The sequence below is a fragment of the Nocardia sp. NPDC006630 genome, from assembly GCF_040611495.1.
Classification (GTDB): domain Bacteria; phylum Actinomycetota; class Actinomycetes; order Mycobacteriales; family Mycobacteriaceae; genus Nocardia.
Window position 1 is genome coordinate 577,883 of record NZ_JBEXOK010000004.1, and the last position, 13,259, is coordinate 591,141.

General features: G+C 66.6%; 13 protein-coding genes. 8 read left to right on the forward strand and 5 right to left on the reverse strand.

Going from position 1 to position 13,259, the window contains the following annotated elements:
• Positions 1-84: 84 nt before the first annotated feature.
• The gene (locus ABZX86_RS14435; protein WP_355123542.1) at positions 85-735 is read right to left on the reverse strand and encodes a response regulator transcription factor; all 651 of its coding nucleotides are present in this window, start codon (positions 733-735) and stop codon (positions 85-87) included.
• Positions 732-1,895, reverse strand: coding sequence for a histidine kinase (locus tag ABZX86_RS14440; protein ID WP_355123544.1), 1,164 nt, complete (start codon positions 1,893-1,895; stop codon positions 732-734). The genes ABZX86_RS14435 and ABZX86_RS14440 overlap by 4 nt, the downstream gene beginning before the upstream one ends.
• A gap of 203 nt (positions 1,896-2,098) precedes the next feature.
• Here ABZX86_RS14440 and ABZX86_RS14445 point away from each other — a divergent pair, with 203 nt between their 5' ends.
• Positions 2,099-3,640, forward strand: a complete 1,542-nt coding sequence (locus ABZX86_RS14445; RefSeq protein WP_355123546.1) for a multicopper oxidase domain-containing protein — start codon at positions 2,099-2,101, stop codon at positions 3,638-3,640.
• Positions 3,641-3,647: 7 nt separating this feature from the next.
• Here ABZX86_RS14445 and ABZX86_RS14450 read toward each other — a convergent pair whose 3' ends face one another.
• The gene (locus ABZX86_RS14450; protein ID WP_355123548.1) at positions 3,648-3,773 is read right to left on the reverse strand and encodes a hypothetical protein; all 126 of its coding nucleotides are present in this window, start codon (positions 3,771-3,773) and stop codon (positions 3,648-3,650) included.
• Positions 3,774-3,846: 73 nt separating this feature from the next.
• Here ABZX86_RS14450 and ABZX86_RS14455 point away from each other — a divergent pair, with 73 nt between their 5' ends.
• Both ABZX86_RS14455 and ABZX86_RS14460 read left to right on the forward strand, forming a co-directional pair.
• Positions 3,847-4,590, forward strand: a complete 744-nt coding sequence (locus ABZX86_RS14455) for an acyltransferase (RefSeq protein ID WP_327144613.1) — start codon at positions 3,847-3,849, stop codon at positions 4,588-4,590.
• A 90-nt stretch (positions 4,591-4,680) separates the two neighbouring features.
• Complete coding sequence (locus ABZX86_RS14460) at positions 4,681-5,214, forward strand: DUF1697 domain-containing protein (protein ID WP_355123550.1); 534 nt, start codon at positions 4,681-4,683, stop codon at positions 5,212-5,214.
• A 1-nt stretch (position 5,215) separates the two neighbouring features.
• Here ABZX86_RS14460 and ABZX86_RS14465 read toward each other — a convergent pair whose 3' ends face one another.
• On the reverse strand, positions 5,216-6,199 hold the full coding sequence (locus ABZX86_RS14465) for a LacI family DNA-binding transcriptional regulator (RefSeq protein ID WP_355123552.1): 984 nt from the start codon (positions 6,197-6,199) through the stop codon (positions 5,216-5,218).
• 173 nt (positions 6,200-6,372) lie between these two features.
• Between ABZX86_RS14465 and ABZX86_RS14470 the strand changes: the two genes are divergently transcribed.
• The 5 genes from ABZX86_RS14470 to ABZX86_RS14490 are packed head-to-tail and all read left to right on the forward strand — an operon-like array spanning position 6,373 to position 11,895.
• Complete coding sequence (locus tag ABZX86_RS14470) at positions 6,373-7,662, forward strand: amidohydrolase family protein (protein WP_355123554.1); 1,290 nt, start codon at positions 6,373-6,375, stop codon at positions 7,660-7,662.
• A 31-nt stretch (positions 7,663-7,693) separates the two neighbouring features.
• Positions 7,694-9,175: an FAD-binding oxidoreductase gene (locus tag ABZX86_RS14475; RefSeq protein ID WP_355123556.1), complete on the forward strand. Its 1,482-nt coding sequence runs from the start codon at positions 7,694-7,696 to the stop codon at positions 9,173-9,175.
• Entirely contained in the window at positions 9,172-10,341 is a 1,170-nt protein-coding gene (locus ABZX86_RS14480; RefSeq protein WP_355123558.1) for an ABC transporter substrate-binding protein, read from the forward strand. The genes ABZX86_RS14475 and ABZX86_RS14480 overlap by 4 nt, the downstream gene beginning before the upstream one ends.
• Before the next feature lie 19 nt (positions 10,342-10,360).
• A complete protein-coding gene (locus ABZX86_RS14485; RefSeq protein ID WP_355123850.1) occupies positions 10,361-11,119 on the forward strand; it encodes an ABC transporter ATP-binding protein in 759 nt (252 codons plus the stop codon).
• Positions 11,116-11,895, forward strand: a complete 780-nt coding sequence (locus tag ABZX86_RS14490; RefSeq protein ID WP_355123560.1) for an ABC transporter permease — start codon at positions 11,116-11,118, stop codon at positions 11,893-11,895. Before ABZX86_RS14485 ends, ABZX86_RS14490 begins: the two co-directional genes overlap by 4 nt.
• 83 nt (positions 11,896-11,978) lie before the next feature.
• Here the strand turns inward: ABZX86_RS14490 and ABZX86_RS14495 are convergent, their stop codons facing one another.
• Positions 11,979-13,241 carry a glycosyltransferase family 4 protein gene (locus ABZX86_RS14495; RefSeq protein ID WP_297621365.1) on the reverse strand — a complete coding sequence of 421 codons (1,263 nt, stop codon included), beginning with the start codon at positions 13,239-13,241 and terminating at the stop codon, positions 11,979-11,981.
• Between the last annotated feature and the right edge of the window lie 18 nt (positions 13,242-13,259).

Sequence of the window (13,259 nt, forward strand, 5' to 3'; positions counted from 1 at the left end):
AGCATCGTTTCGCGGGTGGCGCCGGGTGGGCGCGCAGGGTGCCGGGCACGCCGGCGGGAGCACGCGCCGGGGTTTCGGGATGCGCTATCGCGGTGGGGTCCGGGCGGTTCGGTGCGCGTACACGGCGAGCCGCACGCGGTTGTCGCAACCGGTCTTCTCCATGAGATTGCCGATATGGGTTTTGACGGTGGTGACGCCCAGATGCAGGGCGCCGGCGATCTCCTGATTGCTGAGTCCGTCGCCGACCAGCGCCAGCACCTCCCGTTCGCGCGGCGTCAGATCCGCTTGCGCGGGAACGGGTTCCACCGCGTCCCGGGTGGTGACGACTCGATCGACCAGACGCCGCAGCAGCGGCGGGGAGAACAGCATGTCGCCCTCGGCGGTGCGCCGGATGGCGGTCAGCAGATCGGCCGGTTCGGTGTCCTTGACGAGGTATCCGGTCGCGCCCGCCGCCAGCGCGGGGAACAGATGATCGTCGTCATCGAAGGTGGTGAGCACCAGGATGTTCGCGCGGGACCCGGCGCGCACAATGGCCTCGGTCGCGGCGACACCGTCCAGACCGGGCATGCGCAGATCCATCAGAATCAGATCGGGCACGAGTTCGGCGGCGAGGCGAATGGCCTCGACACCATTGGCGGCCTCACCGACCACGCTCAGATCCTCGGTGGATTCGATGAGCATGCGCAGTCCGGCGCGTACCAGCCGCTGATCGTCGACCAGCAATACGGTGATCATGCGCGATACTCTCCGTTCGGCAGCCAGGCATCGACGATCCACTCCGCACCGGTGGCGCCCGCGGTGACCCGCCCGCCCGCGAGCTGCACGCGTTCCCGCATACCGATAATGCCGTGCCCGGCCGGCGGATTCGCGGCTCGACCTGTGGCGCTGCGTACCCGTACCGAGGTGCCGCCGTCCACGCTGTCGATGGTGAGCACGACGGGCACACCAGGCTGCGCATGTTTCATCACATTGGTCAGCGATTCCTGTACCAGCCGCAGCAGCGTGAGCCGTCCGATGGCATCCAATCCGCCCACCCCGGTGCGGATTTCGGCCGTGACGTCGAAACCGGCCGCCCGCACCCGCTCCACCGCCGCCTCGATCTCGGTGCGCGCTGCGTCCGAATCCACCAGTGCGACTTCACCGAGCGCCGGATCCCGCAGCGCGGTCAGCAGCCGCCGAATATCGGCGAGCGCGTCCGAGGCGGTGCCGTGCACATCGTCCAGCACCGCCCGCACCCGCGGATCGGCCTCGGCCACCACATGCCGTGCGACGCCGATGCGCAGCACGATCGAGGCCATATGGTGCGCGACCAGATCGTGCAGTTCCCGTGCCAGCGCACCGCGTTCGATGAGTCGGGTGCGCTGTTCGGCTTCGGCGCGCCGGGTTTCGGCATCGGCGGCGCGCAGGGCCAGATTGGCCGCCAGTTGCCGCTGCCCGCGCAGATACAACCCGAGCAGCAGCGGTAGCCCGACATAGGTGCTCACCTCGAGAACCAGCGAAGCCCGCGACAGCGTGGGATCGTGCTGACTCCAGCGCCCGAACCCCACCGCGCCCGCCCAGCACGCGGTGGCGAGCACCACCGCCGCGGTGCGATGCGTGCGGCGCACGACGTCCACCAGGGCGATCGCCCCGAGGAACGGCACCAGCCCCGACAGTCCCCACGCGGGAATCCGGAACATGGGGGTCGCCAGCGCCGACATCGCGAGCGATGTCGGCAGCGGCCACCTGGCGCCGAGCGCGAACACCAGGCTCGCGGCCATGGCCAATACCCAGTAAACCCAGGGCACCCGGTACTCGCCGGGAAAGGTGCTCGCCGCCAGCAGCAGTGGGACCAGAACCAGCGGCAGGCAGCGCACCACCGTCTCCAGGTGCTGCCGCGTCCGGATCTCGTTCACGCCCCAACGGTAGGGGACGAGGACTGCGGCACGGTCCGGGGGAGGGCGGGGCGCGCCGGTAAAACCGCTGGTTAGCACGTTTCGATCGGCTCCGCCTCCTCCGCTGGGAGGAGGCGGGCCGGATCGGTCTCGGACCTTTGGGAGGAGCGAAAGCAACCGGTCGGCAAACGAAGCTGGAGAGGTATCGATCGAAGGAGTGCGCTGTGGTCTCGAGACGAGGCTTTCTCACCGGATTCGCCGTGGCATCGGTGGCTCTCACCGCCGGGTGCACCCGGTCCGGGTCCTCGGCCCCCGCAACCGCCGGGGGCTCGCGACCGCTGCCGATCCCGCCGCTGGCCCCGTCCACGGTGGGCTCCGACGGTGTTCGCCGCTTCAGCCTGCGGGCGCAGGCGGGCAAAACCGAGATCCTCGCCGGAAAGTCCACGCCCACCTGGGGATTCAACGGTTCCATACTGGGCCCGACCCTGCGTGCCAAGCGCGGTGAGACGGTGGCCTTCACCGTGCGCAATGCGTTGCCGGAGGCGACCACCGTGCACTGGCATGGCATGCATGTCCCCGCGAGCTGCGATGGCGGCCCGCATCAGACGATCCAGCCCGGCGGCACCTGGCAGCCCAGCTGGACGGTGGATCAACCGGCCGCGACGCTCTGGTATCACCCGCATCCGCACGGGGCCACCGAGAAGCATGTCTATCGCGGGCTCGCGGGCATATTCCTCATCGACGACGAATCCTCGGCCCTGGACCTGCCCGAAGACTATGGCGTGGATGACATTCCGCTCATCATCCAGGACCGTCGGCTCACTCCCGACGGCGCGCTCGACGAATCCGATCCCTCCGATATCGGCCTGCTCGGCAAGACCATTCTCACCAATGGCATTGCCGGAGCGCATCTTCCGGTCCGCACCGAGCGGGTGCGTCTGCGCATTCTCAACGGTTCCTCCGGTCGCATCTACCGCCTGGCGTTCTCCGACAATCGGGAATTCCAGATGATCGCCAGCGACGGTGGCCTGCTCACCGCGCCGATCCCCTTGCGCGCCATCCAGATCAGCCCCGGCGAGCGCGTCGAAATCGTCGTGAGCCTGCGCGGAGGAGACCCCGTCACCCTGCGTTCCCTGCCGATCGAACAGCGCGCGGGCATCAGCAAGGCCGCCGCCTTCGGCTTCGACGACACCTTCGACATCCTGAGTCTGGAACCGGAGCAGAAGCTGAAACCCGCTGCACCCCTACCCACTTCGCTGGCCGCCATCCCCGCCCTGGTCGCCCCCGGCACCCCCGCGACCCGCACCTTCGACCTGCGCTGGCACATGATCAACAACCAGCGCATGGACATGAACCGCATAGACATGACCATCCCCGTCGACACCACCGAAGTCTGGTCCGTCCGCAACAGCGACAACTGGCCCCACAACTTCCACGTCCACGACGTCCAATTCCAGATCACCTCCATCGACGGCCAAGCCCCACCCCCGGAACTCGCCGGCTGGAAAGACACCGTCTACACCACCCCCGGCCCCACCTACCTGCTGGCCATGCGCTTCGCCGGCCACACCGACCCCACCTACCCGTACATGTATCACTGCCACTTATTGCTTCATGAAGACCAGGGCATGATGGGCCAATTCCTGGTCCTGGCCCCGGGTCAGCAACCCGCGCCCATGCAGATGGATATGCCGGGCATGGGCGAGACGACCATGCCGGGCATGCCGATGCCCGGTATGGAAGGTCACGGCGCGCACGGCTCCTGACCCTGGATCAGGCGTGCGACGCCAGCACGGCGGTACCGAGCAGGGTTACTCGACTGCCGGGCCGCAGGTCCGGCTGTGAGGTATTCCGAGCGGGTATCAATCCCCGCGTCGTCTGCCCTATGAGCGAAGTCATATGGTGGACGCTGAGATCGCCCGCCCCGCCCGATCGGAGCGGTGGGCCGACCAGCGAAAAACAGGAGTAGTTCGTGACGAGCATGTGGGGCGCGCCGTTGAGTGCGCGTTGGCGCGGGTCGCGTCGCCAGGATCCGGAGCAGGCGCGTTTCCTGACGGTGGCCTCGGCCAAGTGGGTGCTCGCCAATCGGGCCTACACGCCCTGGTACATCGTGCGGTACTACCGGCTGTGGAAGTTCAAGATGGCCAATCCGCACATCGTGCTGCGCGGCATGGTCTTCCTGGGCCGCAATGTCGAGGTGCACTGCACACCGGATCTGGCCCGCCTGGAAATCGGCCGCTGGGTGCACATCGGCGACGGCAATGCCATTCGCTGCCACGAGGGTTCGCTGCGCATCGGCGACAAGGTGGTGTTCGGCAAGGACAATGTCGTCAATACCTACCTCGATATCGAAATCGGCGAATCCACCCTGGTCGCGGACTGGTGCTACATCTGCGATTTCGACCATGTCACCGATGACATCAATCTGCCCATCAAGGATCAGGGCATTGTGAAGTCCCCGGTCCGCATCGGCCCCGATACCTGGATCGCCGCCAAGGTCACCGTCCTGCGCAGCACCCGCGTCGGCCGCGGCTGCGTGCTCGGCGCGCATGCCGTCGTCAAGGGCGATGTCCCCGACTACGGCATTGCCGTCGGTGCCCCTGCCCGCGTGGTCAAGAACCGCAAGGACGCCTGGGACGCCGCCGCCGAAGCCCGCGCCGCCCATATGGCCGCTCTCGCCGATATCGAACGCAAGAAGAACGGCGTCACCGCATAGCGCAGCGCCTGTGACAGGGCAGCGCCGCTGACGAATGGCCGGGCCCGGATTGCCCGGCCATTGTCGTATCCGCCCGGTACCGTCGGCGATATGAGTCGCTACGCCGCTTTCCTGCGCGGGATCATGCCGAGCAATCCGAATATGAAGAACGACAAGCTGCGCGGCGTATTCGAGGGGCTCGGATTTGAAGAGGTGAGCACGCTGCTCTCCAGCGGCAATCTGGTGTTCTCCAGCGATGAGACCGATATGCCCGCCCTGGAAGACCGAATTCAGCGGGCGCTGCAGGCCGAACTCGGCATCGGCGGCGGAACCTTGATTCGCAGTCGTGAGCAGCTGCAGGCGCTGGTGGATCTCGACCCCTTCGCCGGGCTGACCCATTGCCGGGAAACGTATTTGACGGTGACGTTCGTCAAGAACCCCGCGGTGGGTCCGCCCGGAGCCAATACCGAGGAGACGGTGCGCGTGCTCGGCTATGACAAGCACGCTGCCGCGATCCTGTCGGTCATCGACAACACCAATCCGAATACCACGTCCTACATGCAGTGGCTGCAGAAGAAGTACGGGAAGGACGTCACCACCCGCACCTTCCTGACCGTGCAGAAGACCTTGAAGAAGCTCGGCTGACTCAATCCCTGACGACAAGCTCCGCATGGAAAACCTCTGAGGGCGGCCGGGTTCCGGTTCGGATTTGACTGATGAGCAGGCGGGTCGCCGCGACGGCCTGTTCCTCGCGCTTGGTGTCGACCGCAGTGAGCGGCGGGTGGCTCAGGCGGGCGATCATGCCGTCGGCGGTGATCAGGGCGATACTGCGGCCCGTTGCGGTCAGGGCTGACGAGACGCCTCGGGCGATCGAATCCAGTGGGGCATAGACGCAGTCGGTGTCCGGGAAGCGTCGCAGGAGGTCGGTGGCGGCCTCGTGGCCGGCCGCGACGCGGGCGTCGCCGGCGTCGGCTATTCCCACTCGTGGCGGAATGCCTTGGCGTGCACACCAATCCAGGAATGCGCGGTGCGTTCCGGCGGCGGTCTGGCGGCGGCTGGAATCGACGATGAGCGCGGGGCGGGTGTATCCGCGTGCCAGGAAATGGCTCATTGCGCACTCCACCGCGCTGCCACGGTCCAGCGAAACCGTTGCCACATCCTGTCTTTCGGTGTCCCCACTGATCAGGACGACGGGGAGGCCGCGGTCGACGAGTGCGGTGACCAGTCCGTCGTCGGGATCGGGATCGACGAGCAGAACACCGTCCACCGTGAGGTTCTGCACCCAATTCTGTTGATCCGAAGGCGGAACGAGGGTGAGTGCGTATCCCTGCGCGAGGCTCTCGGCGGCCGCGGCGACTGCGGTGCGCATGTACCAGTCGAGCCGGCTGTCGCGATCGGCGCTCTCATCGGACATGAGCGAAGCGACAATGGCGAGGGTATTGCCCGCGCCGGTGCGCAGTGCGCGGGCCCGGGGGTCGGCCTGATAGCCGAGGTCGGCGGCGACCTGGTGAATGCGTTCCCGGGTGCGGCTGTCGATGCGGCCCTTGCCGTTCAGGGCATGCGAGACGGTGGCGACCGATACTCCGGCGGCCCCCGCGACATCGCGAATGGTGGGTCGGGAACCGGCCACCGGAATCTCCTCGTCTCGTGCGTCGTCGAACTCGGTGCTCGATGCTACACGCTCTGCCAAAACGTTTTTGCAACACGGTCGTAAAGCGCGTTCACGCCCAGGAAATCTGCGGCGCGCAAGCTGTTTCGCACGGGTGCTGAAACGTTTTGGCATCCAGGGATTGGAGGCAGCAGATGGCCCATCGCACCGTGTTCACCGACGCCGTCGTCTTTCCGGTGCACGACGAGAGCCTGGATCCCTACCGTGGGTACCTGGTGGCCGACGAGGCGGGAATGCTCATCGAGACCGGCGCGGGGGATTACCGGCCGCGGTCCGAGCAGGAGGCCGTCGTCGATCTCGGCGGCGCGCTGGTCTTCCCGGGATTCGTCTCCGCACACAGTCACCTGTGGCAGAGCGTCTTCCGCGGCGTCGCCGACGGCTGCTCCACCATGGGCTGGATCGGCAAGCTGCACAAGCGATTCGGCGCTGCCATGGAGCCGGGCGATATGTACGCTTTCACCAGGCACGGCCAGCACGATTTGCTTCGCCACGGAATCACCCTGGTGTGCAACCACACTCACGAATTCGGCGGCGGCCCCGCCGAGCAGTGGCAGGCGGCGCTCGACGGCCCGCAGCGGACCGTGTACTCGTTCTCGCCGCCGCTGTGGCTCTCGGCCGACGAACGCCTCAGCGAGCTGGACAAATTCATGCACCTCATCGCCGAGGACCGGCATCGCCTGCCCGCGATCTCGGTGAACACCACCGCCCTGCACAGCGTCGAGCAGATGCGCCGCGAGAGCGAAATCCTGCGCGAACTCGGTCTCGGCCTGCACGCGCACTATCTCGAAGACCCGACAGTCGCTGCGGAACAGCAGCATTCGTTCGAGGACCTGGTGGCCGCCGACCGCCTCGGCCCCGATACCGTCTTCGCCCACTTCATTCACACCACCCCGCATATTCGCGATACCGCTGCCCGCGCCGGTGCGGCCATGGTCTGGAATCCGCTCTCCAACGGCCGGCTCGGCTCCGGAATCGCCGATATTCCGGGCTATCGCGCCGCCGGTCTGCGCATCGGCATGGGCGTGGACGGTCAGGCGAGCGCCGATACCGCGGATCCCTTCCAGAACATGCGCACCGGGCTCTATCTGCTGCGCGCCGCGGCGCAGGACCCGGCCGTGCTCGATGCCCGCACGGTGCTGCGCATGCACACTCTCGACAGTGCCGCGGTGCTCGGCGTCGATCAGCTCGCGGGCAGCCTCGAAGTCGGCAAGGCCGCCGATTTTGTGGTCTGCGATCCGCCCGCGCCCTACGCCCACCTGCCCGCCGCCGAGCTGTGGCCGTTCGCGGTGCTTTCACTGTCGGCCGCCGACATCACCGATGTGTACGTCGGCGGTCAGCGTGTCAGCGGCGGCGCCGCCGATCGCGACCGGGCCCTCGAAAAAGACTGCGGCGCGCGGGTTTCCCGCCTCTACAGCGCCGTCTGAACCATTCCCGCCGCACACAAGGAGAACAACCATGTCCGCATCCGTCGATTTCTCACCGATCGAGAGTCTTGTCGCCGATCTGGGTGAGATCGAGCATTCGGTGGACGAGCGCGTACTGCGCGCCAAGAGCCGAGACCGCTTCGCACAGAGCCCGCTGCTGCGCGAGGTCATGCGCGGCCTGCTCGCCGATATCTACATCGCGCCGACCTCCAAGGAGGAACTGCGCACCGTCGTGGCTTCCTGTGCGCGACACCGCATTCCGATCACCCTCCGAGGTGGCGGCACCGGCCAGTTCGGCCAGGGTGTTCCGCTGACCGGCGGCGCGGTCATCGACGTCACCGGCATCGTGGGCGTCGTCGGCCAGAAGTTCGGTACCGTCCGGGCCCTGTGCGGCACGATCATTTCCGATATCGATGCCGAGATCCGCCTCACCGGCTGGGAATTGCGTATGCATCCCTCCACCACCCGCAAGGCCACCATCGGCGGGTACGTCGCGGGCGGCCACGCCGGAATCGGCAGCTGCCAGTGGGGAATTCTGCGCGACCGCGGCAATATCACCGCCATCGAGGTCATGACGGTGGAGGAGGAGCCGCAGCTGATCGAGCTGATCGGCGATGACGTCAATATCGCGCATCACGCATACGGCGCCACCGGAATCATCACCGAGGTGGAATTGCCGACCGCGCCCGCGTGGAAGTGGCAGGAGCTGATCATCTCCTTCCCTGAATTCTCCCAGGCCGTCCGCTTCTCCATCGATGTCTGCAAGAGCGAGGGCGTCCTGAAGAAAGTGGTTTCGCCGCAACAACATCCGCTGCCCACGCTCTACCCCGACCTGGCGCGGTTCGTCCCGGAGGGGCATTCGATGGTGCTCATGATGGCCGCCGAGCAGAGCATGCCCAATGTGGCGGATCTGGTGGCCGACAATGGCGGCGAGATCCGCAATCGCTCCGAGGAGGAGGCGGGCCCGTACCGGCTGCCGCTCTACGAATACACCTGGGGCCATTCGATGATGCACTTCCAGCGCAAGAACCGCAGCCTCATCGGCCTGCTCGCGCTGTACCCGCAGGACGGCCTCTACGAGTCGATCATGAAGGTCTGCGAGGAGTTCGCCGACCTCGGCCCGACCCACGTGGAGATGAAGCGCTTCGACGGCGGGCTGTCCGCACAGGGATCTCCGGTGTGGGACTTCCAGAGTCAGGAACACCTGGCGGAAGTCACCCGCCGCCTCCAGGAGGCCGGACTCGTGATCGCGAATACGCACACCCCGACCCTGCTCGCCAGCGGAATGAAGCCCTGGGCGCAGGCCGAGGCCGAGTTCAAACGCCGCGTCGACCCGTATCGCCTTCTCGCCCAGGGCAAATCCGACGACGAGGTAGAAGACGAGGTCACCCTCTCCACCCAACTCCCCAACAGCGGCTGGTCCTACAGCCTCACCGACTCGACCGCGCCCGCCCAAACCGCCGCGCCCGCCGAGACTGCCGCGCTCGCACAGACTGTGGAGCAGCTCCGATGACCGCGTGGTGGAGCCGGGCAGGCGCTGCCGCCCTGGCCCTGGCCGCAGTCGGCTCATTGGCCGCCTGTTCCTCGTCCTCCGACAGCACCGCGGCGTCCGGGTTCAGCGGACCCATCGGCGCGGTGAACCTGAAGGATGTTTGCCCGGCCAAGATCGTCGTGCAGAGCGGCTGGAATCCGGAGTCGGAGTTCGGCTTCCTCTACAACCTGGTCAGCGCGCACCCGAAGATCGACGCCGGGAGCAAATCCGTCAGCGGTCCACTTTTCTCGCACGGTGAGTACACCGGCGTGGATATCGAAATCCGTGCGGGCGGACCGGCAATCGGCTTCCAGCCGGTCATGTCCCGCATGTATCAGGACCACGACATCATGCTCGGCTCGGTCGACACCGAACAGGCGGTTTCCACTTCGTCCTCCGCGCCGGTGACCAGCGTCTTCGCGCCGATGGTCAAGAGCCCGCAGATGATCATGTGGGATCCGGCCACCTACCCGCAGGTCAAATCCATCGCCGATCTCAAGGCCACCAAAGCGAAGGTGCTGTACTTCCAGGGCGAGGCGTACATGGATTATCTGACCGGCTCGGGCATTCTCGACAAGGGTCAGGTCGATTCCAGCTACGACGGCACACCTTCGTATTTTGTTGCGGCAGGCGGGAAATCAGCACAGCAGGGCTTCTCCAGCACCGAGCCGTACGTGTACGAGCACCAGGTGCAGGCGTGGAACAAGCCGGTGGCCTATCAGCTCGTCGCCGATGCGGGCTTCCCCACCTACAAGTCGACCGTCGCTGTGCGCACCGGTGATCTGGCGAGCGAATCGGCCTGCCTGAAGAAGCTCGTCCCGGTCCTGCAGCGCAGCCAGGTCGACTTCCTCGGCTCGCCGGAGGCCGCGAACAAGGTCATCGTCGACGCCGTCTCGGCCTACAACACCGGCTGGGCCTACGACGACGACAATGCCAAGTTCGCGGTGAAGTCCATGCTCGCGGACGGCATCGTCGGCAATGGAACCGGCTCCGCAATAGGCGATTTCGATCAAGCCAGGGTCGCCAAGATCCTCGATATCACCAAGCCGATCTTCGCCTCGGGCGGCGTCTCCATGGCGGGCACGCTCACCCCCGCCCTGCTCGCCACCAATGAATTCATCGATCCCACCATCGGATTGACCAAGTGAGGTCCGGGACATGACCACTATGCAGCGTGTCCGGGCCGATCTCGGACCGGAACTCGTCGGATTCGATCAGGCGGCGGTGGTGTTCGGCAACGGCACGCCCGCGCTCGAACGGGTCGATTTGACCGTCCGCGCAGGCGAATTCGTCAGTATCGTCGGCCCGTCCGGCTGCGGGAAGTCCACGCTGCTGCGGGTGGCGGCGGGACTGCAATCCCTCACCGCCGGTCACGCGCGCATCGAGGCCAGCCGCATCGGATTCGTCTTCCAGGACGCCACCCTGCTGCCCTGGCGGACGGTCCGTGAAAATGTCGCGCTGCCCGGCGAACTCGACAAGCTCAACCGAGCCGAACGCAATAGCCGAGCGGACCGCGCCATAGACAGCGTGGGCCTGACCGGATTCGCGAATCACCTGCCGCACATGCTTTCCGGCGGTATGCGCATGCGAGTCTCGGTGGCCCGCGCCCTCACCTCGGACCCCGAACTGTTCCTGTTCGACGAGCCGTTCGGCGCACTGGACGAGATAACCCGCGAACACCTCAATGACGAGACCGCGAAACTGTTCGCGGACAGGCGATTCGCGGGCCTGTTCGTCACCCACTCGGTCGCCGAGGCGGTCTACCTCTCCACCCGCGTCGTGGTCATGTCCGGCCGGCCGGGCCGGGTCCTCGCGGATATCCCCATCCCGTTCGATCACCCCCGCGAGCGTGCGCTGCGATTCACTCCCGAATTCAATGAAATAGCCGCGCACATCAGCGATCTGCTCCGAGGAGGACACAGATGAAGCGCCCCTCCCGAGTGCTCGCACCGGTGGCTGTCCTGTCGGCGCTGCTCGGCTGCTGGTACCTCATCACCTACGTGGTCCTGGCCCCGTCCCGCCGCTTTCTCATGCCACCCCCGCAGCAGGTGCTCACCCAGGGCATCTTCGGAACCCACTCCGACCAGATGTGGGATGCCCTGGGCCGCACCACCGTTGTCGCCCTCACTGGTCTGGCCATCGCCGCGGTCCTGGGCATCGCCTGGGCGACACTCATGTCCCAGTTCCGCTGGGCTGAAACCGCACTCTTCCCCTATGCGGTTGTCCTGCAATGCATCCCGATCCTGGCGCTGGTCCCGCTGATCGGCTTCTGGTTCGGCTTCGGCTTCAATGCCCGAGTCCTGGTCTGCGTCCTCATCGCCCTGTTCCCGATCGTCTCCAACACCGTCTTCGGCCTGAAATCCGTAGACGCCGCCCACCGAGACCTGTTCGCCCTGCACCACACCGGAACCCTCACCCGCCTGCGCAAACTCGACTTCCCCGCCGCCATGCCCGCCATCTTCGCGGGCCTGCGCATCTCCGCCGGCCTCTCGGTCGTCGGTGCGATCGTCGGCGACGTCTTCTTCAAACAGGGCCAGCCGGGTATCGGCGTCCTCATCGACACCTACCGCGCCCGCCTGCAATCCCCCCAGCTCTTCGCGGCGATCATCATCGCCTCACTCCTGGGCGTAACAGTCTTCGTCCTCTTCGGCTGGCTCTCGAAACTGGTGGTGGGCAAGTGGTATCAGCCCACCCATCAGTGAGCGCATCGCGGTGAATTAGAACACGTTCCAATTCAAAGCAGACGGGTGTCCCTCACGAACCGCTACCGGTTCGGCGTGTCGGTTCAGTACGGCTGGTTCGGATCCCGTTCCGGCAGTGGACGTTCCACGATGACCGGGCGACCCATCGGATTGCGCACCCCGCGTTTGGCGGACTGGTAGACCAGGGCGGTCTCCTGCGCCACCACATCCCAGGCGAAATCGGCGGTGAGGCGTTCGCGGGCGGCCCAGGCGCGATCCTGCGCCGCGGCGGGATCGTCGAGGACGGTGCGGACGGCGTCGACGATGCCGTTCACATCGGCGGGCTCGAAGGACGCGCCGGTGACGCCGTCGGTGACCAGATCGCCGAGACCACCGGCGGTCGAGGTGACCAGGGGGGTACCCGCGGCGGCGGCTTCCAGGGCCACGATGCCGAAGGGCTCGTAGCGGCTCGGCAGCACGATCGCGTCGGCGCTGTGCAGCCAGCCGAGCAGATCCGTATGGTCCAGCCGTCCGACGAAATTCACGGCCCGCGCGACCCGATGGGCGCGGGCGCGCTCCCGCAGCCAGTCGATCTGGGTGCCGATACCGGCAATGGTGAGGGTCGCGCCCGGATGCGCCTTGCGAATGCGCGGCAGCGCGGCGATCGCGTCCTGCACACCCTTCTCGTATTCGAGCCGCCCGACATAGAGCAGCCGCGGCGGACCCGAGCGGGGCGCGCGTTCGCGGAAGGTCCAGGAACTCACGTCGATGCCATTGCGAATCACCGTGACCGGCGTCCGCTCCGGCGTGTAGAGCCGCTCGACCTCATCCTTCATGGATGCCGAACAGGTGATGAGCGCATCGGAATCGTGCGCCAGCCACCACTCGACCGAATGCACCTGCTTGTTCACCCGGCCGGACACCCAGCCGCTGTGCCGTCCGGCCTCGGTGGCGTGAATGGTCGAGACCAGCGGAACGTCGTAGTGCTCGGCCAGCGTGATGCCCGGATGCGCGACCAGCCAGTCGTGCGCATGCACCACATCCGGCGTCCAGCCCTCGCCGATGCCCGGCTTGTTCAGCGCGATTCCGGCCCGCACCATGGCGTGACCCATGGCCAGGGTCCAGGCCAGCATGTCCTCGCCGAAATCGAAGCACGGCGGGTCCTCGGCGACCGCGACCACCAGCACCCCGTCTTCGATGAACGAGTGCGTCGGGTGCGTGGTGGCATCGCTGCCCATGGGTCGCCGGGCCAGCACGACCACTTCGTGTCCGGCGGCGGCCAGCTCCGTGGCCAGGTGATGGACGTGGCGGCCCAGCCCACCGACAACGACGGGTGGGTACTCCCACGACACCATCAAGATCTTCATTGGGGTCCTTCTGTATCG

Coding starts and splice junctions, on each gene's coding strand:
- ABZX86_RS14435 (WP_355123542.1), bottom strand. CDS start 735: ATGATCACCGTATTGCTGGTCGACGATCAGCGGCTGGTACGCGCCGGA.
- ABZX86_RS14450 (WP_355123548.1), bottom strand. CDS start 3,773: ATGACTTCGCTCATAGGGCAGACGACGCGGGGATTGATACCCGCTCGG.
- ABZX86_RS14460 (WP_355123550.1), top strand. CDS start 4,681: ATGAGTCGCTACGCCGCTTTCCTGCGCGGGATCATGCCGAGCAATCCG.
- ABZX86_RS14470 (WP_355123554.1), top strand. CDS start 6,373: ATGGCCCATCGCACCGTGTTCACCGACGCCGTCGTCTTTCCGGTGCAC.
- ABZX86_RS14475 (WP_355123556.1), top strand. CDS start 7,694: ATGTCCGCATCCGTCGATTTCTCACCGATCGAGAGTCTTGTCGCCGAT.
- ABZX86_RS14480 (WP_355123558.1), top strand. CDS start 9,172: ATGACCGCGTGGTGGAGCCGGGCAGGCGCTGCCGCCCTGGCCCTGGCC.
- ABZX86_RS14485 (WP_355123850.1), top strand. CDS start 10,361: ATGCAGCGTGTCCGGGCCGATCTCGGACCGGAACTCGTCGGATTCGAT.
- ABZX86_RS14490 (WP_355123560.1), top strand. CDS start 11,116: ATGAAGCGCCCCTCCCGAGTGCTCGCACCGGTGGCTGTCCTGTCGGCG.
- ABZX86_RS14495 (WP_297621365.1), bottom strand. CDS start 13,241: ATGAAGATCTTGATGGTGTCGTGGGAGTACCCACCCGTCGTTGTCGGT.